21 protein-coding genes are annotated in these 22,223 nt (G+C 45.0%); 7 read left to right on the forward strand and 14 right to left on the reverse strand.

Annotated features, from left to right (window positions below; all coding sequences use genetic code 11):
* Window positions 1-6 precede the first annotated feature (6 nt).
* Complete coding sequence (locus tag ACTNEN_RS04870) at window positions 7-1,125, reverse strand: S-layer homology domain-containing protein (protein ID WP_441204920.1); 1,119 nt, start codon at window positions 1,123-1,125, stop codon at window positions 7-9.
* 306 nt (window positions 1,126-1,431) lie between these two features.
* Here ACTNEN_RS04870 and ACTNEN_RS04875 point away from each other — a divergent pair, with 306 nt between their 5' ends.
* Entirely contained in the window at window positions 1,432-2,106 is a 675-nt protein-coding gene (locus tag ACTNEN_RS04875; RefSeq protein WP_441204921.1) for a response regulator transcription factor, read from the forward strand.
* A complete protein-coding gene (locus tag ACTNEN_RS04880; RefSeq protein ID WP_441204922.1) occupies window positions 2,099-3,487 on the forward strand; it encodes a sensor histidine kinase in 1,389 nt (462 codons plus the stop codon). Before ACTNEN_RS04875 ends, ACTNEN_RS04880 begins: the two co-directional genes overlap by 8 nt.
* A 20-nt stretch (window positions 3,488-3,507) precedes the next feature.
* On the opposite strand, the gene ACTNEN_RS04885 is transcribed toward ACTNEN_RS04880, so the two are convergent.
* The 4 genes from ACTNEN_RS04885 to ACTNEN_RS04900 are packed head-to-tail and all read right to left on the reverse strand — an operon-like array spanning window position 3,508 to window position 7,385.
* Window positions 3,508-4,521, reverse strand: coding sequence for an asparaginase (locus ACTNEN_RS04885; RefSeq protein WP_441204923.1), 1,014 nt, complete (start codon window positions 4,519-4,521; stop codon window positions 3,508-3,510).
* Window positions 4,522-4,550: 29 nt separating this feature from the next.
* Window positions 4,551-5,408 carry an NAD(+) diphosphatase gene (nudC, locus tag ACTNEN_RS04890; RefSeq protein WP_441204924.1) on the reverse strand — a complete coding sequence of 286 codons (858 nt, stop codon included), beginning with the start codon at window positions 5,406-5,408 and terminating at the stop codon, window positions 4,551-4,553.
* Between the two features lie 12 nt (window positions 5,409-5,420).
* Window positions 5,421-6,812 carry an MATE family efflux transporter gene (locus tag ACTNEN_RS04895; RefSeq protein WP_441204925.1) on the reverse strand — a complete coding sequence of 464 codons (1,392 nt, stop codon included), beginning with the start codon at window positions 6,810-6,812 and terminating at the stop codon, window positions 5,421-5,423.
* Window positions 6,813-6,815: 3 nt separating this feature from the next.
* Complete coding sequence (locus ACTNEN_RS04900) at window positions 6,816-7,385, reverse strand: Maf family protein (protein WP_441204926.1); 570 nt, start codon at window positions 7,383-7,385, stop codon at window positions 6,816-6,818.
* A 241-nt stretch (window positions 7,386-7,626) separates the two neighbouring features.
* Here ACTNEN_RS04900 and ACTNEN_RS04905 point away from each other — a divergent pair, with 241 nt between their 5' ends.
* Window positions 7,627-8,586, forward strand: a complete 960-nt coding sequence (locus ACTNEN_RS04905) for a DMT family transporter (RefSeq protein WP_441204927.1) — start codon at window positions 7,627-7,629, stop codon at window positions 8,584-8,586.
* Between the two features lie 16 nt (window positions 8,587-8,602).
* On the opposite strand, the gene ACTNEN_RS04910 is transcribed toward ACTNEN_RS04905, so the two are convergent.
* The 3 genes from ACTNEN_RS04910 to ACTNEN_RS04920 form a co-directional block, all read right to left on the reverse strand.
* Window positions 8,603-9,550, reverse strand: a complete 948-nt coding sequence (locus ACTNEN_RS04910) for an ABC transporter permease (protein ID WP_441204928.1) — start codon at window positions 9,548-9,550, stop codon at window positions 8,603-8,605.
* Window positions 9,551-9,619: 69 nt separating this feature from the next.
* Window positions 9,620-11,242, reverse strand: coding sequence for an ATP-binding cassette domain-containing protein (locus ACTNEN_RS04915; protein ID WP_441204929.1), 1,623 nt, complete (start codon window positions 11,240-11,242; stop codon window positions 9,620-9,622).
* A gap of 176 nt (window positions 11,243-11,418) precedes the next feature.
* The gene (locus ACTNEN_RS04920; RefSeq protein WP_441204930.1) at window positions 11,419-12,651 is read right to left on the reverse strand and encodes a D-alanyl-D-alanine carboxypeptidase family protein; all 1,233 of its coding nucleotides are present in this window, start codon (window positions 12,649-12,651) and stop codon (window positions 11,419-11,421) included.
* Between the two features lie 227 nt (window positions 12,652-12,878).
* On the opposite strand from ACTNEN_RS04920, the gene ACTNEN_RS04925 reads away from it, so the two are divergent.
* Window positions 12,879-13,280 carry a hypothetical protein gene (locus ACTNEN_RS04925; RefSeq protein WP_441204931.1) on the forward strand — a complete coding sequence of 134 codons (402 nt, stop codon included), beginning with the start codon at window positions 12,879-12,881 and terminating at the stop codon, window positions 13,278-13,280.
* Between the two features lie 216 nt (window positions 13,281-13,496).
* Here ACTNEN_RS04925 and ACTNEN_RS04930 read toward each other — a convergent pair whose 3' ends face one another.
* The 4 genes from ACTNEN_RS04930 to ACTNEN_RS04945 form a co-directional block, all read right to left on the reverse strand.
* Window positions 13,497-14,501: a type II TA system antitoxin MqsA family protein gene (locus ACTNEN_RS04930; RefSeq protein WP_441204932.1), complete on the reverse strand. Its 1,005-nt coding sequence runs from the start codon at window positions 14,499-14,501 to the stop codon at window positions 13,497-13,499.
* Between the two features lie 17 nt (window positions 14,502-14,518).
* Window positions 14,519-14,815, reverse strand: coding sequence for a hypothetical protein (locus tag ACTNEN_RS04935; RefSeq protein ID WP_441204933.1), 297 nt, complete (start codon window positions 14,813-14,815; stop codon window positions 14,519-14,521).
* Window positions 14,816-15,035: 220 nt separating this feature from the next.
* Entirely contained in the window at window positions 15,036-15,272 is a 237-nt protein-coding gene (locus tag ACTNEN_RS04940) for an IS66 family transposase (protein ID WP_441204934.1), read from the reverse strand.
* A gap of 54 nt (window positions 15,273-15,326) precedes the next feature.
* Complete coding sequence (locus ACTNEN_RS04945) at window positions 15,327-16,319, reverse strand: LysR family transcriptional regulator (protein WP_441204935.1); 993 nt, start codon at window positions 16,317-16,319, stop codon at window positions 15,327-15,329.
* A 191-nt stretch (window positions 16,320-16,510) separates the two neighbouring features.
* Here ACTNEN_RS04945 and ACTNEN_RS04950 point away from each other — a divergent pair, with 191 nt between their 5' ends.
* Genes ACTNEN_RS04950 through ACTNEN_RS04960 form a run of 3 tightly spaced genes read left to right on the forward strand, consistent with a single transcriptional unit; the run spans window position 16,511 to window position 20,104 of the window.
* Window positions 16,511-17,686: a mandelate racemase/muconate lactonizing enzyme family protein gene (locus ACTNEN_RS04950; protein WP_441204936.1), complete on the forward strand. Its 1,176-nt coding sequence runs from the start codon at window positions 16,511-16,513 to the stop codon at window positions 17,684-17,686.
* 10 nt (window positions 17,687-17,696) lie between these two features.
* The gene (locus ACTNEN_RS04955; RefSeq protein ID WP_441204937.1) at window positions 17,697-18,980 is read left to right on the forward strand and encodes an SLC13 family permease; all 1,284 of its coding nucleotides are present in this window, start codon (window positions 17,697-17,699) and stop codon (window positions 18,978-18,980) included.
* Between the two features lie 47 nt (window positions 18,981-19,027).
* A complete protein-coding gene (locus tag ACTNEN_RS04960; protein WP_441204938.1) occupies window positions 19,028-20,104 on the forward strand; it encodes a mandelate racemase/muconate lactonizing enzyme family protein in 1,077 nt (358 codons plus the stop codon).
* A 97-nt stretch (window positions 20,105-20,201) separates the two neighbouring features.
* On the opposite strand, the gene ACTNEN_RS04965 is transcribed toward ACTNEN_RS04960, so the two are convergent.
* Together ACTNEN_RS04965 and ACTNEN_RS04970 are read right to left on the reverse strand one after the other, a co-directional pair.
* Entirely contained in the window at window positions 20,202-20,774 is a 573-nt protein-coding gene (locus ACTNEN_RS04965) for a hypothetical protein (protein ID WP_441204939.1), read from the reverse strand.
* Between the two features lie 270 nt (window positions 20,775-21,044).
* Window positions 21,045-22,169 carry a 5-methyltetrahydropteroyltriglutamate--homocysteine S-methyltransferase gene (locus tag ACTNEN_RS04970; RefSeq protein ID WP_441204940.1) on the reverse strand — a complete coding sequence of 375 codons (1,125 nt, stop codon included), beginning with the start codon at window positions 22,167-22,169 and terminating at the stop codon, window positions 21,045-21,047.
* Between the last annotated feature and the right edge of the window lie 54 nt (window positions 22,170-22,223).

The following is a 22,223-nucleotide window of genomic DNA, read 5'->3' on the forward strand; positions in this document are numbered from 1 at the left end:
CCTCCCTTAGTTCTTAACGTATGAGATCACAACCTTACTGCCATCACTGTCTGTCTCATACACAATCGTGACGGTATCGCTTACCTCAAGACTTCCGTAGATGGAGAATGCATACTGCATGTCTGTACTCGTGATCTTGTATTCTACACCGTCTACCGAAATGGATGTTGGGGTCATGACATTGCTGGAATTATAATAGATCGCATCCAATGTGCCCTTGGCTGTGCCAAGTGAAGTATCCCTATCCGTGGTTCCGGCACTGGTATAGGCATAGACGGACTTTGTCGAGGTATTATAGTAGACAATAACTACGTCCTCACTCTCTGCCGCATCCTCAATGACATCGGGATCGGAGCTTGCACCGTCCAGGAAGCAGGAAGCATCGCTCTCGGAAAACGGAATGATGGAGGATAAGCTTCGTCCGGACTTAAGCACATACGGTCCCTTTAAATTAGATGTCAGTGTATCCATCATGTTGAGTTCATTATCCGATGTCAGCGTGAATCCAAGGATTGCTCCGTAAATTGTGGAGCTGGATTTTGTTTCAGTTTCATGTGACTTGGTATTGGTAATCAGCAGATTATAAAACAAATTGATGCAGTCCTGGTAGCTGAGCTCATCCGTTGCGGACTTGCCAAGATCATCCGAGAGCCCGATAGACTGCGCCTTGGCGATCCGGTTGGCGACCTGATTGCCGGAGAAGTCATCCGAAGTATATCCCAGCAGCGTAAGGCAGGCCCTTACCGCTTCGTGAAATTTAATTGGCTGATCCGGCTTGAAATTTCCTCCAAGATATGCCGTCATCCAGCTCTTTTCTGCCGCCAGCCGGATAAAGGAAGCATAGGTATTGTCAGTTGCTACATCCGGAAACACCGACACGTTATTATAGGCGCTGACACTGTTGTTGTAGCTGGATGCACGTACCAGCATCTTGGCAAATTCCGCTCTGGAAACCGTATTTTCCTCATTACCTGCGCTGACAGAATCAATAATGTTGGCGGATTTTAAAATCTTTTTCCTCATATCAAAATTGACTGCGGCATAGGACGCCAGGGGTGTGGACGCAAACACAGCACCGGCTCCGGCAAACACTGCCATCGCTCCATACAGGTATCTTCTATACATAAATAACTCCTCTCCGGTTAACATGATTCTTTGTAACGATGCACATTGTACCGAAGCAAGCTGAAATGAAACTGAAAAATCTGAAAAACAGTCTGAAAACGGTCTAAAAAAAGAACGCATGAAAAAAATCCGAAAAAACAAATTGAAAACCGAAAAAGCTCTTGAAATTTTAAGGATGTTTTCAGCTTTCCATAATATACTTATGTAAGAAACCGATATGTAAGGACCCGATATATTAGGAACCAATATATTAGGAACCAATATATTAGGAACCAATACAGCGGCAAAAGAAACGAGGCTATACCTATGAAAATATTAATCGTTGAAGATGAGAAATTACTGGCGGATTCCATTAAAGTTCTGCTGGAGGATAAAGGTTTTGCTGTCGATGCTGCCTACGATGGAGAGGACGGTCTCCAGTATGCAGAAACCGGGGTCTACGATCTTATCATCCTGGATGTAATGATGCCGAGGCTCAATGGCTACCAGGTCGCAAGGAAACTCCGACAGGAGCACATCAGCCTGCCAATCCTGATGCTGACCGCCAAATCCGAGCTTATGGACCGGGTGGAGGGGCTGAACTCCGGCGCGGACTATTATCTGACAAAGCCATTTGACAGCCGGGAACTGCTCGCCTGTGTCAATGCGCTTCTCCGCCGGCAGGGGTCCGAAGTGGATGAACTAACCTATGGAAATACCTCTCTGGATCTCGAGTCCTGCACACTGAACTGCAATGGAAACTCCATCCGGCTCTCTGCCCGCGAATATGACGTCATGCGGCTTCTCATGCAGGCCAAGGGCGGCAATACCTCCAAGGAGCAGATTCTTTCCAAGGTCTGGGGCTTTGACTCGGATGCCGTGGAAAACCATGTGGAAGTATATGTCGGGTTTCTACGTAAAAAGCTTAAAAACATCGGCTCAGATCTGAATATCGTTGCCGCAAGACGTCTCGGTTATCATCTGGAGGTGAGTCATGCTTAAAAAACTCCGTATACGCTTTATCGTCATCATGATGTTTATTGTCACGATGATGCTGATTATCATCTTCGGACTTGTTCTGAGCCTTACCTCCCGGAGACTCCGGGACGAAAACATTCGCATGATGTCGATGATGCTCTCCGCACCGGCGCACGGGCCGAGACCGGATGATCACCCGGAAGACGGAAAAAATATCCGGCTTCCGTTTTTCCGGCTGGAGCTCGACGAGGCAGGAAACATCCTCAATAAATCCGGCGACTATTATGATCTCACGGATGAGGAGTCCTTAAGCGATCTTGCGGTGCTGGCACTGAAATCCGAAAAGAAGGTCGGTACATTATCGCAGTACAGTCTGCGTTTCATGGTAGATGATGGCACAAACAGCACATGGCATAGAAATGCTGATCTTAAGGCAGCACAGGCCTCCAAATCCGATGATGCAGATCAGGCTTCTGAAAAATCAGACGAGGTGACAACAGACGGACAAAGCACTCCGGCAACGGTCATTGTCTTCTCGGATATTTCCAGCGAAATCAGTACGATGCAGAGCCTTCTCCGGAACTGTATCCTGATTGGACTTCTGGCATTTTTCAGCTTCCTCCTGATCAGCATCCTCTTTGCCCGCTGGACAGTAAAACCCGTAGAGGATACCTGGAACCAGCAGCGTCAGTTTGTATCCGACGCATCGCATGAACTTAAAACGCCGCTGACCGTCATCCTCACCAACGCGGAGCTTTTAAAATCCGGTCAGAGCCGGAGCATGCCGCTTGGCATGGAGGCAAAAGAGCAGGCCAAATGGCTGGAGGCAAAAGAAAAAAACAATACACGCTTTACTGACAATATCCTCACGATGTCCCACCAGATGCGTGGACTTGTGGAGAGTCTCCTGGAGCTTGCAAGAGTGGATAACGGCGCACTGCAGAAAATGACTCCGGAGCATGTCAATTTTACGGAGCTTGTAAGAAACGAGCTTCTGACCTTTGAAGCCGTGTTTTATGAACGGGATCTGAAGCTTACGGATGAGCTTACAGAGGGTCTTAGCGTAAATGGATCCGCAGCACATCTTCGCCAGGTTATTGAAATCCTGCTGGATAATGCACAGAAATACTGCGACCCTAAGGGCGAGGTACATGTAGAGCTTAAAAAGAAAGATACCCATCATCTGCTGTTTTCGGTTTCCGATCCCGGAGCTCCTATTTCCGAGGAGGACAGAAAAAACATCTTTAAACGCTTTTACCGTGGCGATCAGGCAAGAACCATGAACCATAGCTACGGACTGGGTCTTGCCATCGCGGAGAATATTGTACTACAGCATAAGGGCCGCATCTGGGCAGAAAGCGCTGCAGGCATCAATACCTTCTGCGTGGAGCTCCCGATACACTGAATTTTAATTTTTGTCGTATTTTAATTTTCCTCAAAGGCGCAGAGGATGTCGTAGTTCACCGGACGATAGAAGCCCTCGCGGATCTTATCATACTCTCCCCGGTACTCCTGCATCAGCCACATGAGCTTGGTGATCGTCGCCTCCAGCGTCATGTCATATGCCTCGATCAGTTTGAAATCCTGCTTGATGCGCTGCCCCACCTGATAAATCTCCATATTAGAGCCTTCATTTACCACCTGGGTCGCCATGACGATAAATTTGCCCTTTTCTGCCCATTTCTCCATTTCGTCATAAAATTTGGCAAGGAGTGCGTCCGGAATGCCTCCGACCCCAAAGGACTCGATGACAATGCAGTCGTAGTTCTCAAAAAGATAGGAAAGCATCTCCGGCCGCGCACCCGGGATCAGCTTCATAATGCAGATGCTGTCGCTTACCTCCTCATAAAATTTCACGGGCTCCCGGATCGGATCATATGGGATATAGCGGATAATATGCCTGTCCTGGATCCGCGCAAGCACCGGGAAGTTGACAGAATAAAATGCGTTAAAGGACCGTGCCATCATCTTTTTGGCACGAGTACCGGCAATCACATTCCCGTCAAAGACAAGCGATACGTTTTCCGAGTAGTCATCACAGGCATAGAGGAGACTGTCCCGGAGATTGGTTTTGGCATCTGTTCCATCGATATTGATCGGCTTCTGGGATCCCGTGATCACAATCGGCTTACGGCTGTTTTGTATCATGTAGGATAATGCGGCTGAGGTATATGCCATCGTATCCGTGCCATGTGTCAGTACAAATCCATCATACCGGTCATAATTTTTACGGATCGCCGATACGATCTTACCCCAGATTTCCGGACGCATATTGGTACTGTCAATGTTGCAGACCTGCACGACATCAATATCGCAGAAATCCTTTACATCCGGTACATACGCAAGGATGTCCGGTGCGGTCAGTGCAGGCTTCAGCCCATGCTCCGTTTTGATGGAAGCAATCGTGCCTCCGGTTCCAAGCAGCAGTATTTTTTTCATCGGGTATTCTCCTCTCCTGTTTTATATCTTCAGCGTGGTTCCCTGCCCTCTTTAAAGCGCATCATCATCTCATTTGTAAGCGAAAAATCATCAGACTGCAGGATCACATCCTCCCGGCTGCGCCATTCCGCAAGCTTCAGCTCAAACCGGTCCATATGGATCTCGTCACTTCCATCGACATCGCAGTAAAAGCCTGCTAAAAGATCATCCACAATACCCCATGGCTGTGACTTGTAATAGCGGATATTTTTCACTTTCAGACCCGCTTCCTCCATCACCTCACGCTGCACCGTTTCCTCAAGGGTTTCACCGATCTCAGTAAAGCCTGCCACCAGTGCATACTGGCTAAAGCCTCTAGCATACTTTGTTACAAGCAGCTTGTCTCCGTTGGTTACTGCTACAATGACCGCCGGGACGATCCGCGGGTAAATGGTATTGCCGCAGTGTGGACACTTGATCGCGCGCTCCACCGTATCCCGGACAGTCGGCGTTCCGCAGCGTCCGCAGTAACGGTTGTTCTGATACCAGTGATACAGCTGCAGTGCCGTTGCTCCTGCAAATACCCGGTCCTTTGGTCCCCAGCCGTTTGCGCGCATTTCCCGGATGCTGTGATATTCGCATCCATCCGGCACCGGCAATGCCGTATTTTCCAGAAGGAAATAGTCCTCCGTGCCAATGGTAAAGAGAAAGGTGAAGTCTCTTTCATCCGATGCTGTCTGGAACTCCTTCCGCTCCGGAAAGCACATAACAGGCTTCCCTTCCACCTCGCGTTCCCGCACCAGAAAGGCGCCCTTATCATTAAAGCGCAGCACCGGACTTGTCTGTGATGGTCTCTTACCGGCGTCATAATGGTTTATCAGCTTCTTTGGATAAATGTCCTGTATCATAATCAAGCCTCCTTATATTAACTGATGGATCCACTTCCCGGACAGGAAACGCCAGGTATAAAGCACTGCCCGTACAAGCCAGTCCAGTGCCATACCGATCCAGACGGCAATCGGTCCAAATCCAAACACCCGAATCAGCACCGTTGCAGCCACTACACGGAGCAGCCACATGGATAAAGACGATGAAATCATCGTAAAGCGCACGTCTCCCGCTGCCTTAAGACCATAGGGAATGATAAATGCCGGAACCCAGATCACAAGCTTTACAAGACTTATAAAGGTAAGCATTTGCATACTCATCACGCGGGCCTCCGGTACCAGTCCGGAAAGCACCATCGCCGGCTCTGCGATCACATAAACGGCAGCACAGGAAATCAGAATTACCATCTCTCCGATCCACATGAGCTTCAGGAAATAGTACTTCGCTTCCTCAAGTTTACCGGCGCCAAGCGTCTGTCCCGCCACCGTCATCAAACCGATACCGACTGCCGCCGCCCCGATGCCGTTGAGATTTTCAAAAATAATGGTCATGGCCTGCGCAGCAATCGCGGTGGTACCGAGCGTGGAAACACTGGACTGTATAGCAAGCTTTCCGAACTGAAACATGCTGTTTTCAATACCCGCCGGGATACCAATCGAGAGGATCCTCGCAATCATCGAGAAATCCGGGCGCATGCTTTTATAATCCCGGATCACAATGTCCTGCCGTGGAAGTCTCAGATATCCCATCAGCACCACTGCCGCAAAAATCCTGGAAAGAAGCGTTGACAAGGCCGCTCCCATAACACCCCAGTGGAATACAAAGATAAAAATCGAGTTCCCGATGATATTCATGACATTGGAAATAACGGAAACTGTCATTGGGAAACGGCTGTTGCCACCGGCGCGGTAAAAGGCTGCGCCTACCTGAAACAGACCGATTGCCGGGAAGGATAATGCTGTAAAGAAGAAATAGGTAAGCGCCGCCGTCATAACCGCAGGCTCCACACTGCCAAAGATCACCCGGAGGATTGGTCCCCGGAAGATAAGGCAGCTCAGCATAATCCCGATGGAAATCACCAGTACCGCAAGGACAACCTGCCGGGCAGCCTGGTTGCTTCGCTTCCGGTTACCTGCTCCGATGTACTGTGAGCAGATAATGGTGCCTCCGGCGGCAAGCGCCTGTAAAAGCTCAATCACGAGGTTATTGATGCTGTCTGTAAGTGATACCGCGGAAATCGCTGCAGATCCGACTCTGGTAACCATCAGCGAATCTGCCATCCCCATAAAAGCCGTCAGCATGTTTTCTATAATAAGAGGGATGAGCAGCTTTCTCAGATCCGGACCTGTAAAAAGCAGGTGGTTAAAATCCACCTGCGACCGATCGTATACCTTTGCTTCCAAGCGTCTAATAGAACCTAACATATCTTACAGCCACCCCTTAATCTTCTGATACAACTCTGCTACCGGTAGTCCTACCACCGTATTGTAATCGCCGTCAATCCCACGGATATATTTTGCAAATGTTCCCTGGATCCCATAGGCTCCCGCCTTGTCCATGGGTTCCTCTGACTCCGCGTATGTACGAATTTCCTCCTCCGTCATCGGATAGACCGAAACATTGGTCCGTACCGTAAAGCGGATAGCCTTATGCTCTTGATTTGGAAAAAACACTGCCACACCGGTATACACCTGATGCTCTCTCCCCTGAAGCTCCGAAATCATTGCATACGCCGCTGCATGCGTTTTGGGCTTCCCAAGGATTTTGCCATCAATCGAAACCACCGTATCCGCACCGACGACAATGCACGCTTCCTGCGGATGCCGCCTGACAATATCCTCTGCCTTCTGTAAAGCAAGCTCCTGCACCACCTCTCCGGGATCGGTTGCACGGATTTCCTCAACAATATGGCTTGGTTCAATGACCGGTTCGATTCCGATCTGTTGAAGCAGCTCCCTCCTCCTCGGAGACTGCGACGCAAGTATAACAGTACGCATAATAAGACCTCATATACATAAATAAGATGGGGAAAATATGTCTCAAAGATATACACGTGCTCTGGCACATCATCTGAAAACCCCATCTCAAAATCATCTGGATAAGCTATTATAGGCGATGTAAATATTAAAGACAAGTTCACATTATAGAATTATAGCCCATTGTATTGGAATCTTCAGATGGTTATAATAGCAGAATGTATTTGAAACGATTTCATCAGAAAGAGGAAACCAGGAAATTATGAATCGGGAAACAAAAGGAACATTGCTCACACTCCTCGGAGGTATGAGCTGGGGAATCTCCGGCTCCATTGGACAGTATCTTTTTCAGTATCAGGGAATGGACTCCCGCTGGCTTGTGCCCATACGGCTGGGACTTGCCGGAATCCTGATGCTTGCCTGGTACATTTTCCAAAATGGCATCAAAAAGGCTCTTGCCCCCTGGCATACCGATCCCATTGAGCTTCTCATTTACGGGCTCATTGGAGTCAGCGCCTGCCAGTTTACCTATTTCCTTACAATCCAGCTCTCGACTGCCGGCGTAGCCACCATCATGCAGGACCTGTCGCCGATTACGATCCTGCTGGTTACCTGTATCCTTGGCAAACGCATGCCTCGTCCACTGGAGCTTCTAAGCATCGTTCTTGCATTAAGTGGTGTATTTCTGATCACAACCCATGGAAACTTGTCCTCCACCGCGGTGCCTGTCAGCGCGATCATCAGCGGCTGCATCAGTGCTTTAGCCGTCACCGTCTATAATATGGTTCCGGTGCACCTCATGCGGAAATATCCGGTCTTTCTGATGCAGGGCTGGGCGTTTCTGATGGGCGGCTGTGCCGCTTCACTGATCTTCCATCCATGGTCCTACCACTATGTCCCGACCTTACCCGGGCTTGCCGGAATCGCCGGTGTGGTGTTGATCGGGAATGTGCTCGCATTCACAGCCTACATGCAGGGCGTAAAATACATTGGTGCCGGTAAGGCAATCCTCTATGGCTTTTCCGAGCCTGTAACTGCCGCAGTCATCAGCACCGTCCTTCTGCATAGCCCGTTTACCATTGCAGACGGCATCGGATTTGCAGCGATTTTTCTCATGCTGGTATTGATTTCTATAAGCGGGAAGCAAAGAGCAGATGCTAAAACAGCACCTGCAACTGCTTCTGCTTCTGCACCAGCGCAAACCTCTACTATCCGGAAATAAAATCAAGCTTGATTTTTCAGCGTTTATCCTTATCGACCCGCAGGAGAAACAAAACTCCGATCTCGGCATACGCAAATGCAAAAAGCAGCAAGATTCCCCAGCATATTGCCACATTTGTTTTGGTGGAGGCATATTCCGGCACCATCTGCTTACTGCCCGCCCAGCGGTCAATATCCATGCGGAGGTCCTCCTTATTAATATAGTCAATGATCTTACCGATTTCCGGTACATCCCGAAACTGCCAGAGAGCCCCAAAGAGAGACTTGGAAACCTGACTGTTGTATCTGCTCTCTGCGCAGATCACATTGGTTCCCCATTTTGAGATCGTCAGTTTGGAAACGCAGCCCACCGGGGTCCCGGCTTCCATAGGGAAAATTACTCCCGCAAAAATCAGCTGAAGGATGAGCAGGAACGGCATCACAGTCATTGCCGTTGTTGTACTATGCACAATGCAGGATATCATGAGTGCCAGCATGTCAGCAGTATAGGTAATGAGCCAGAGCGTAAAGCCGAATTCCAGCATGCCAAAGGGCAGAAAAATACCATGCTCGGGAAATGCAATACCACACAGCCGGTAGATTGTCATGGCAATCACTACCTGCAGAAGACAGATCACTGCCTGATAAAGCATGTGTGCCATGATATATGCGCTGATAAACAGTCCCGCGCGGTGCTCCCTCTTTATGATCGCACGCTCCCGGCAGACCACCTGAATGGAATTAAAAAAGCCGTTCCAGATACAGACGCAGACAAAGGCAAAGGCTCCGGTTAAGGTCCCTTCCATATTGACAAGCATGGAGTTTCCCACCACGTAAGCAACCATAAGAGATATGGCTGCAGACATTGGCAGCACCTTCCAGTCTCTCTCAAAGATAAAGATCCGAAACAGCTTGCCAAGGTAGACTTTGACCTGACCAAGCCGCCCGATCCGCTCAGGTCGATTGACATTTTCCATCACAGCCATACTTCACTCCTTTGCTTCTCTTCTTTTTTCTCTTCTTTTATATCTTCTTTTGTATCTCACAGATGTAAATTAAGTTGAACTTGTATAACCGTTTTTTTGCATGGATTTATATTTTTCTATAAAATAGTCAGCGCGACCCTCTCCACCTTCCTGAACCGGATTGACCTCCAGCACAATTTCCTCCATGGTATCTCTCTCAAAGAAGCTCCGTGCCTCCGCGATTGATCCGTAAAATGCCAGCCGTCCGATATGATCCTTGTCTTTAGCGAGTACAATGACCTGATCAAACAGATCTATGACTCGGTCCGGCGTATGTGTAATCACCATCACAATTTTATGCTGATCCGCAATCTTACGGAGCTGTTCCATGAGATCCCGTGCCATCACTCCATCCAGTCCCGAATCCGGCTCATCCAGCACAAAAAGCAAGGGGTCTGCCGTAAATTCCACTCCGATCGATAGCCGCTTCCGCTGTCCACCGGAGAGCTTCTCGACAAGCTCCTTTTCAACGCTCTCTAGTCCAAAAAGCGAGAGAATCTCATTGACTCTACGTTCCCGTTCAAGCGCCGTGGCATCCTCTGGCATCCGCATTTCGGCTGCATTCATAAGTGTCATCCGAACCGTGTCCTCACCCCGGAGCAGTACCTGCTGAGGCACCATGCCGATTTCGTGCTTTATTTTATGATAATTCCGATACAGATCCACATCTCCGAGACGAATTTCCGCTTTAGCATTTTCATAGCCGGTCACCGCATTGATAAATGTGGTCTTACCCGCTCCGGACCCGCCTAGAATCAGCACAAGCTTCCCCGGACGCAGGGTTAAATTGATGTCCTTAAGCAGTACCTTTTTCCGAAGCAGGTTGTGCACTGCCCGTTCCCGGATATGGATTGTAAGCTCATTTCTCACATAATCCGCATGGTTATATAGGAGCGAATGCTTATGATACAAAAACAGACTCCCGCCGATGTCGATAAGATCATCATCCATAAGTGTCCGGCTGCCGGAGACCTGCGCTCTGTTGACATAAACCGCTCCCCTTGCAGAGCCACTCTGCAAATCACCTCCAGAATTGCCTATTGAATCACCTTTTAAATCATTGCTTGAATCATTGCTTGTATCGCTAATTTCTTGATTCTCCGGATCCGTTGCGATACTCCAGGACATACCAGACCTGCGAAGTTCAACGTGCGCCATGCCTGATGCCAGCTTAGAAAGCCCTGAAACTGCATCAGAATTTTTGAAGTCACTGTCTATACAGCCCTTCCCCTGGAAGCCATAAATCGTAATGCTCTCCTTCGTCGAATCCAACGGAACCGTTTTCCAGACCATTTTTTCAAGATGCTTTTCCAGAAACAGCATGACCATATGGTCGCTGTTTCTCACGATCCGGATGACATCTCCATCCGAGAGCTCTATGTCCTTCCCCTCAGGAAGCGGCACAGCATTCACCGTCGTAAGATTCCTGGAGGTTAGATTTTTATAATGCCAGTATCCAAGGTAATGTGTAAAAAGCCCCTGATCCTTGGCGAGCAGATGCTTTTTAAGGACGATTTTAGCCTCCCGTTTAAGAACTCTCTGTCCGGAGCCAAGCTTGATATCCTGCTCAATCCGAAACTGTAAAGGATCTCCATGATCCTCCGGGATCATCAGCATGCCCGGCTGATTCAGTGCATCCAGTATATCTGACATACATACCCTCTTTAGATGTATCCTATATAATTAACTGTGTTTGCAGCATCCATCCGCTGTTTATTTACGATTGATCTCTATTGTTCTATGATTCATCTCTTATTGATCTACCATTGATTTACTTTTGATCTCATATCAATATGCTATTGATCTATGATTCATCTATGATCAATCTTTTATTTATCCGTATAATTCTTATACATCCTTGCATGATCATATACTGCCGCCCAGGCACTATCCGCATGTCCGGTCACCGCAATATAATGTCTGCCATTTGCAGATACCGCATAGCTTGCAGCACAGTACATCGACTGGCTGATATAGCCGGTCTTTGCTGCCATGACACTCACGCCGTTTTTATCCTGCCCGGAAATTCTGCTTAAAAACAGATTGGAGAAGCTGAGTCCGGACGGATGCTGCTTTGTCGCGGTCATCCGATACGAGGGTGTTGTGAGAATCGTGCGCGCCGTAGGATTCGCCATAGCAGCATTGAGGATCTCCGCCATATCACGTACGGTAAGATGGTGATCCTTGTGGTAAAGACCTGTTGCATTGACAAAATGCGCATTAGCAGAAAGTCCCAGATCTTTAGCCTTTTGATTCATGAGTGCCACAAAAGCATCATCACCTCCGGCAACATACCGGGACAAAGCCATGACCGCATCCGCACCGGAAGGCAGAATTACACCGTACAAAAGATCCCGGACAGTCACCTGTTCTCCCGCCGCAAACCCACAATTAGAGGCGTCATGCTTATAGATGTAATCCACAATGTCCTGCGTGATCGTCACCTTGTCATCAAGATTTGAGATATGCTCCACTGCCACCAGCAAGGTCATGATCTTGGTCATGGATGCGGGGTAGATCACACTGGATGAGTTCTTTTCTGCAACGATGCGATGCCGGTCAAGATCATACAGGACAGCATAATCACTGTTTACAGTATCTCCAAGCGATGCTGTGCTGCCATCCGAAGCCATGGTGGCAAGATTTACACTACTGGCGACGAGTGAAGACGCTTGAGATGCGGTCATGACCGGGGTCGCAGCAGATGTCTCCTGTGTGGAGGATGCAGCTACGGAAGTAGTGGAAATAGACGGAGCTGCCGCAATCACAACAGAGGAAGTACCGGAGGATGAAGCTGTTCCGGCGTTTGCATTTGCAGATGCTTCTGTTGTGGATGTGCCCGCCGGAGCTATAATCATACCATTGGCGGCGGGACTCTGCCCTCCTGCCGGTCCATACTCCGAAATATCCAGTAGATTTTCCGAGGCATATACCTGTGAAAGGTTTGCACCGGGCATCCAGGTACCGTTTCCAAATATCGTCATGCCCGCCATTGCAAGCGCCATGACCGATGCTTTGAGCCGCTTAAGGCTTCTATCTTGTCTCTTAAAATATTTCTGCATGCTGTATGTTCCTGCCTAACTTTAATGTCAATAATATGATTTTATCTTATCGTTCCACCAAGGGCAATGCAAGTAACAGAAATCTTAACAATGCTTACTACCATGCTTACTACAAGGCTCATTGACATTCCTATGCGAGAGACGTAAGCTATTAACATCTGTATAATTAAGAAAACACTTAGATGCAAGTATGTAGTTGAAATAAAAGCGGGAAGATAGAACAAATTATGGTTTATCAGGAATATTTAAAAGAAAGCACAGCCTTATCTTTGCTGGAAGCCGAGGAAATTTATGACAAAATCCATGCGGCGGTTCTTAAGGATGATGATCCGGACGCCCTGGAGCTTTGGAATGATCTCCTTGTTAAGGCAATGGATTATACAAAGATCCGATGTGAATGGAGCGGTCTCAGCCGGGAAGAAAAATTGGAGCGTGACGCAAGCCGGACCTCCTGCCATGACAGTCTGATCAGACAGTTTCAAATTTTGGAACGGTATCTGGATAAGATGGGGAAAGACACCTCCTGGAGAGAACTGCTCGGAGATACGAGTAAGGATCCGTATCTACGGAAGCGGATTGGAGATATGGGCGCATATATCTGCCTGTTTACTTCTATTTCAAATAGATAAAGACACGGATTGTGCTTCTTTCTTCAGTCTTTCGTCTGTTCGTAAAGTTATTGTTGCCATAAGTAATCTTCCTCTTTTTTGATCTATGTAATTTCCAGCTTTGTATAAAGATAGAGCCCATATGTAAAGAGGCTGCCGCATCAATAGATGAAGGTCACACATTGAGCATATCACATACCGATGCAACCGCCCCTCACTCTGAAAGCTGCCGATTTTTTAATCAAATTGTATATCCTTTGCGTATGCATATGAAATAATTTCTCCGGGTTTAGTTTGATAATACCCTTTTTCATTGTGCGAATAATTTGAGATCTCTACGGATCCAAATCTTGCAAATTTATTATATACTCGATTTAGCACTGCTACCTCATCCTCTGAAAGAATGCCATTGGGTACATCCTCTTCAGCAATCACCTGATGTTTCTCATATCCATTGTCATAAACAACTTCAATATGAGCGATATGGTCCGCCGCCATAGCGCCAAAAAGAATGTCATAATTCTCTGGAACAGGTCCATACGGCAAATGCGCATATCTTGCTCCTGATATTGATATTCCATTTTCTTTATAAAAAACCATATCAGAATAGTTCAAAAGCTTCATTAGCTTTGTTTTCAGTAGCTCCGTACTTTTATGAGCGAAAAATAGAACCATGGCGCAAAACTTATCATAATCAAAAGTTCTGTATCCATTTTCTTCGCAGGGAATCCTTGCAAAAAAAAGATTCAGGTATTTTCGTTCAACCTGATGCGCTTGATCGAATTCCAACCGATCAATAGTCTCCAGCAGTTTGTCCCTTTGTTTCCTGCTCAGCACTACTTCATTTTCCATCAAATATATTTCCATATTCTCAGGCACACGCAAAAATAGCAACAAACTATTATGCGCCTTATCCTGAATCGATCCATTTTCATATCTGCATATGGTCTTATCTCCCCAATTTAATAATCTGGAAAACGCTCTTTGGCTTAAACCATATTGTTCCCTTATTTTTTTGATATCTTCAGGAAAAAGAAGTTTATGTCTTCGCCGATATTCGTTATATGCACTTAGCAAAGTAGCATTGTCCAACTCCTCAGAATAGAACTCTTCCCCACACTCAGCGCATACCAACACCTGTGCATCAACCTCGATAGGTTCGCCGCATACATTGTATGTTTCTTTTTTGTTGATGACTTTAGTTTCTACTTCTTTGCCACATTCTTCACAGAATTTTCTCATTAAAGCCACCTCCGTTCCTATGCAAATTCATCTTCGTGGAATCCAAGGCATTTTACAATATCCACACCATTTTCCTGCACAATTTTTATTTTTATATAAAACTGCACAGTATCCACATTTTTCTTAAACTCCCAAATATCTCCTGGACGTTTAAGATCAAAATCTTGCTTGGGACCTTTGTAATAATCTCTAACCACAAGACCTATAATTTCATTCTTTGCATCAATTGGTGTGAGACCATGTTGTGCTAAAGATTGCATGTTCTTCCTTCTCGGAACAAAATCATATTTCCCTGCAGACACTAATTTTTTCACCCGCGCAAGGAACGCGGCAATTTCTGACGTGTTGGCTTGCTTACTCGCGCGGTTACCTCCATATAATTATATTATACGCATGAGTATCCTTATGTCAAGAAAAGTGCGGTCATATGACCGCACTTTTAGTGATCTACGTTACTGTTCGCACATAACCTTGCGTAATAAAGACCAATCCGCTAAACTGACTTCAGCTGATGCGAATCGGTCTTTTTTGTAATTATGAGTCAAATCTACATGCGACTTCCTGGAACACATTGGCTCCATCTGTTTTTCGTATCTTAATAAGCATGCTTTTTCCGTCACAGAGGTCTTCAATAGATGCGAAACTTCTGAACGATATAGCCTGCTTCTGCTTTCTTTTATAGTTTCTCAGATACCGCTCAGCGGCATTGTTTGTTGTCGGTATCGTGAAATCGTGAAGGAACCGGAGATGAGATTCTTTATACTTTTTCATCCGGAGATACAAGTTGTATCCATCATGATAATTTTAATTTTATCTGCCTAGACTTCAGTAAGATTTATATGCAAAAATATTTCTTTCTTTCATTATCTTGATTGCCTCTCTTATATATGTGATATTTGGGTTATCATTCTTATAGATAGCATAATATTTTCGACTCATGGTAAGTCTTGGTAATGTTGCAAATATAATTTTTTGAGTAGGTTCATCTTGATCTAAAGAAAGAAGATCCGGAGAAGCATACATATATCCAATGCCAGACTTCACCATAGAAATTGCAGAACGCATGTTTGCTGTTCTTATCGTTCGAATTGGATGAACATGATAATTAGAAATCAATGTCTTTAAACTCAGGTAAAATCCCTGAGAACGTGCCGGTTCAATGATTGGCATATTTGATAAAAGCCCTGGTGTTATTTCAATTGGATGTTGTACATCTGTATTTGCGAAAAGAAGTTTTTGAGGATGATTTTTTGAAGCGGAATGTATTGTCTTATTTTCAGGATAGAACGCATACGGATCCAGTAAGTTTTCCGGAATCATCAAGATCAGCTTTTGCTCTCCAAGTTCCTCAAATACATAGTTTACAGTATCCAAATTTATATGTCCAAACATTACATCGATTTTATCTTGCTTTAACTCCTTCATGATATTCTTTTCTGTATTTTCATGAACGTTAATATTGAGAAAAGGATGTAAATTTAACAGTTCTTTTACTAAATAAGGTGTATTAATTTCCGAGCTAATCTGTCCAATTCCATAACTGAATTCTGATTTCTGCATTGCCTCTTTACGACATTGATCAATTAAGACCTGCTCTTCTGATAAAAGCTGATCCATTTTTTCTATATACTTTCTCCCCTCTCGAGTGATTTTAACTGGATTAGACTTTCTATTAAAAACATGAAATCCAAGATCTTCTTCCAAATGATTAAGATAATCCGTCAATGCCGGTTGTGAAATATAGAGACGTTTCGCAGCCTTAGTCACATTCTGCTCTTCCATTAACATTTTTAGATAATTAAATTTGTTTAAATCCATCTAAACTATCCCTCAAAATTGTTTTTAATCCTATGAATCACTTCATTTCCCATAAGGTATATCTTATTGATTTATCTATAATAATCAATTTTATTTTATCATATTTTCTTGCTATCATTTCATCAGATCTGAAATTTCGGAAGTAATTTTTAAAATTATAAAAATAAAACTGACTATAAAAAGGAGTACACATGAAAATCACAGAGGTAAAGGTCATCAAGGCAAATCGATGTGTATTTGTTCGAATTGACACAGATGAAGGCATCCATGGAATTGGAGAAGCTGGCGCATGGGGGTTTCTCGCCGCAAGTGCAACTGCAATTGAAACCTTCAGATGTTACCTTATCGGAAAAAACCCATTGGATATAGAACATCACTGGCAATATCTGCAACGATTTGGACACTTTCGTGGAGCTGTTGTTATGGCTGCTATTTCTGCCGTAGATGAAGCATTGTATGATATAGCTGGTAAATATTTTGGTGTTCCAATTTACCGTTTGCTTGGTGGAAAATGTAGAGATAAAGTCCGCGTTTACAATCATACCGCAGGCCAGACGGAAGAAATGCTTCTTAAAAATGCAGTTAAAGGGAAAGAAGAAGGGTTTACAGCATTAGGACATCTAAATCCTTATCTCGATGAGCCAAGAGAACTTCCATTTCATGACAATCCAACTCAGCTCCTCTATAAAGCAGAAAAAAGAGTTGCTAAAGTCAGAGAAGCAGTAGGTGAGGATATCGATCTTTGCCTCGAGTTGCATCGTCGTCTGGATCCAGGACTCGCAATTCAGCTGAGTCACAATCTGGAGAAATATAATCCGATGTTCCTGGAAGATCCAATCCGCCCAGATAATTATGATGAAATGGCACACGTAGCTCTTCATTCCAACATTCCAATTGCAACTGGCGAAAGAATTACCAGTTTTTATGATTTTGCAATGTTAATTGAAAAAGAAGCCTGCAGTTATGTTCGTGCTTCTATTGGCGTTTGTGGTGGTTTCACCGGAGCCATTAAAATTGCGCATCTCGCAGAAGCTCATCACATAAATCTTGTTCCGCATAATCCGTTAAGCCCTGTAACAACAAATGCTGTATTACAATTAGCCGCAGCTGTTGAAAACATTGCGATCTGTGAATATCCAGATCCATATAAAGCATCTACTGCCGACAATCTTACAAATTCTGGGGTTACCCTGCGCCAGGTAGATATGGTGAATGAAATTCCGGTATTTAAAGATGGGTATTTGGAAATTCCGGAAAAGCCAGGACTTGGTATTGAACTAATTGATGGTGTTGAAGAAAAATTTCCATTTCGTCCACATGACGTCAATGCACGCCTGAACTTGGATGGATCAGTTTGTGATCAATAAGGAGAAAAAAATGTCTCAGTTAACAATTTGTATTATTATTTTCGCATTATCTCTAGTTTTATATGCACTTAATAAATGGCCAATGGGTGTTGTCGGTTTACTTACCATGCTCGCTATCAGCGCAACCGGGTGTTTATCTGCCAAAGATGTTTTAAGTTACTTTGGCGATAAAAATCTGATTATGACTGTTTCGATGTTTGTTGTCTCGGCTGGTTTAAGTCGAACCAGTCTGATTGATAAATTTTCTCAAAGTATATGCAAGCTTACCGGTAATTCCTTTAAAAAAACAATTTTGGTTTACATGATTCTTGCAATCATTTTGACAAATTTGATGACAAGTCCAGGAGCAGTATTCTGCATTGTATTTCCTCTTGCGGCACAAGCCTGCAAAGATTACCACGTCAATCCTTCTAAAGTGATGTTTCCATTAGGGGTTTGCTGTGTTGGATGCTGCTGTATTCTTCCTTTTGGTGCTGCAATTTCCCAAGCCGGTATTAATCAGGGTCTCTATGAAACATATAAGGTCGGAAAAGAGTTCAATCCTATTAATTTTACACTTGGACGCTGGCCATTCCTTTTTATTATTCCAATTTGGGCAATTACACTTGGAATTAAAATAGCACCGGAAAAATCACCAGTTCCAATCAGTATGGAAAACTACCAGGCAGGCGAAAAGGAACCCTTGAATAAATTTTCAGACTGGTCAGGTGTCTGGATCTTTATCCTGGTCATTTTATTAATCTTCTTTGGCAGAAATATTGGTATTAATGCATGGCAAGCAGCAATGCTTGGTGCTGTTCTGGATGTAATTCTTGGAACATTGACTAAAAAGGAAGCAATACAGGCGATACCTGTTGATCTTGCTTGCATGTTGGCAGGTGCACTGACCATGGCAGGTGCATTGACTGCTACTGGTGCAGGACAAGTCATAGGAGATTTTCTTGCTTCTGCAGTTGGAAATGTAAAAAATCCATATCTTCTCGGTGCAATTTTCTTTATTATTCCTTTTATACTTACACAGTTTATGCAGAATCAGGCAATTATCAATATATTCTCACCAATTGTTATACTTACTTGCCAGTCTATTGGTGCAGACCCAACCGGTCTCCTTGTATTAATTACCGCAGCCGGTTTAACTGCATACATGACCCCTATGGCAACCAGTGCCGTGCCAATTATGATGGGCGCCGGTGGATATGATATCAAGTCGCTTGTTAAGCAGAGTATCATCCCCTCCGCACTTTTTGCCATCATCTATATTTTCTTTACCATGACTGCTTTACCAATATTTTGACAATGATTAATCACTGAATCAATGTAGAAAAGAGGATTATTACTATAATGAAAATTACTAAAGTATATGTAGAAAAGTATAAATGGCCTAAGGAAAAGCCAATCGCAAACGGTAAACATATCTATACAGATAACGAACTAAATCTATTAGTGATTGAAACCGATGAAGGTATTACAGGTTACGGTTGCAGTTGGGATATCAGCTTTGCAGAACGGATTGGACAAACCATTATTGGCGAAGATCCATTAAATCATGAAAAGCTTTGGGAAAAAATGTATGTACCAAAATTTCTTGGCAGAAAGGGAAATTCCCTTTGGACAATTTCCGCTATAGACATCGCACTTTGGGACATTAAATCTAAGATTTGTGGTGTTCCACTCTACAAGCTCCTTGGAGGTGCACGAGAAAGCATTCCTTATTATATTGCCGGTGGTTATTATGGACCTGATAAGGGCATTCCCGAACTCCAGAAAGAGATGGAACAGTACTTAAGTTGGGGAGCCAAGGCAGTCAAAATGAAAGTTGGTGCCCTCTCCATTAAAGAAGACATTGCCAGAGTAAAGGCGGTACGTGAAGTCATTGGACCGGATATCAAGCTTATGGTAGATGCCAACTGCGCTTATAAATTCTTTGACGCAATTGAATTTGCAAAAAGAGCTGAGGAATATGATCTCTTTTGGTTTGAAGAGCCAGTATCGCAGGATGATTATGATGGATACAGAAAGATCGCAGCAAAAACCTGTATTCCAATCGCCTGTGGTGAAAATGAATCCACCCGTTTTGGGTACAGAGATTTGATTAATACTCAATCCATCAGCTATCTGAACCCAGATGCAGAGTGTCTCGGTGGCATTACAGAACTTATAAAAATTGCATCCATGGCAGACGCAAATGGATTAGTCCTCAGTCCACACGGTCAGCAGCAAGTACATGTTATTCTTGACTGTGCACTTCCGAATGTTCGTATTGCCGAGTTCTACCCTCCTCAGTACGATGCTAAAATTTATGAAGCCTGGAAAAATCCAGTTAAATTAAATTCTGATGGAACAGTTAGCCCGAATCCGGTTCCGGGAACTGGATTGGACATTAATCGTGAAGTCTTAAAAAATTATAGAATTAAATAGATAGATAAAAAATCCTTCTGCAGAATATCTCTCAGAAGGATTTTTATTTATGCGTTCAAACTCTTAGTCAAAAATTAGAAAAATATAATTGAAAGCATTACTCTTCCACTCCTGCCAGGTGAAGCTCAGCCGCATGCTTTTTCATCCCGGCAATGCAAATCGCCGAAACATCCTCAATGCTCATCCCCAGCATTTCACAGCCTTCAAGAATCAGCGGGCGATTGCACTTTGCTGCGAATTTCTGATTTTTCCACTTTTTCATAAAGCTCTTTAGGTCCATGTCCACAATTCCGTTCGGACGCATTCTCGCTGCCGCCTGGATAATTCCCGACAGCTCATCCACAGTAAATAGGCACTTTTCCATGTTCGTTTCCGGCTTCACATCATTCACAATGGAATAGCCATGGGCAAGAATCGCCCGGATATCCTCCTCCGGTACACCCGCCATACGAAGCGGTTCTTCCGTATGCTTAAGGTGCTCCTCCGGATATTTCTCATAATCATAGTCATGTAGATACCCCACCGCAGCCCAATGCTCCGGGTCCTCTCCAAAATGCTCCGCGAATGCTTCCATGCAGGCGGACACATTCGCCGCATGAAGCTTGAGATGCTCCTCCGTTACCATCGTATCATTTAAACGTTTTGCGTCGTCCAATGAAAGTCTGTCCATCGTAGTATTCCTCCTGATTATGTTCTACCTTACTACTATTCCGGAAATATGTCTATCCTCATAATTTTTGTTCGGTCTATATTCGGTCTATATTATGTTCAGCCTATAGAAAAATAATAAGCAAACGTACCCGAATAGGAACCTAAAATTCGGGTACGTTTGCCAGATTTATTGATATAGACAGAAAACCGTATTGTGACTCCTGGTTTGACTCCAGTTTTGTGGCAAATAATCCAAAGCCAGGGTTGAAACGATTCTACTACGCCGCTCTTACTGCTTGCCCCAGACTTCCTCGGCAATCTCCTTCACCAGCTTGACCTTGGCCCACTGCTCTTCCTCCGTCAGCTTGTTACCGATCTCGCAGGAAGCAAAGCCGCACTGCGGTGAGAGATAAAGGCGGTCCAGCGGAACATACTTTGCCGCTTCATGGATCCTTGCAATCACTTCATCTTTATTTTCCAGCTCCGGACGTTTTGTGGTAATCAGTCCTAGCACCACTTTCTTGTCGCCGGACACATGCTTAAGTGGAGCAAAGCCTCCGGAGCGCGCATCATCAAACTCAAGATAATACGCATCCACATTTTCATGTGCAAACAACGGAACCGCCACATTGTCATATGGACCGCTGGAGAAAAAGGTCGAATGATAATTGCCCCGGCATGCATGCGTTGTGATCGTCAGATCCTCCGGCTTCCCGGCAATGACCCGGTTATTGATATCCACGAGCGTCTCCATGTATTTCGGCTGCTCTGCGACTGAAAGCCCTGACAGCACTTCTGCCATCTTAGGATTTACAAATCCGCCCCAGGTGCAGTCATCCAACTGTAAATTCCGGCATCCAGCCGCATAAACCTCTCCGATGAAATCCTTATACGCATCTACGACATCCTGTGCGAATGCTTCCGTTGTCTCATAAATCGTGAGGGTATGCTTTAATTCCTGCCGCCCGGTAAAAAGAGCGTAGAACTGACCCGGCGCCGGGATCGTCAGCTTGGCGACGGTCTCTGCATCCTCAAACTGCTTAAGGAAACGGAAATGCTCTACAAAAGGATGCTTCTCATTCCGAACCTTTCCCTCCAGGGTAACATCATCAATCGCGGCTGCTTCCCCATGAAAGCTGGTGTTACCCTCATCGTTGTGTACTCTCTTTACACCCTGGAATCCCCACATAAAATCCAGATGCCAGGTGAGTCTCCGGAACTCACCATCTGTAATAATATGTAGTCCTGCAGCTTTTTCTTTATTTACAAGATCGGTAATGGCACGATCTTCCACCTCCTTCAGGGCTTCATGAGATAATCTACCTGCTTCAAACTCTGCTCTTGCATGTCTTAAATATTCCGGACGCAAGAAACTGCCGACAATATCGTAACGATAGGGTGCGTGAATGCTCATGTTTTTCCTCCTGGTTCTATGCAATATACTTTGTATTTTCAGAATGCACCAACT

Source organism: Oribacterium sp. HCP28S3_H8 (assembly GCF_052064775.1).
In the GTDB taxonomy this organism is placed as follows: Bacteria; Bacillota; Clostridia; order Lachnospirales; family Lachnospiraceae; genus Oribacterium.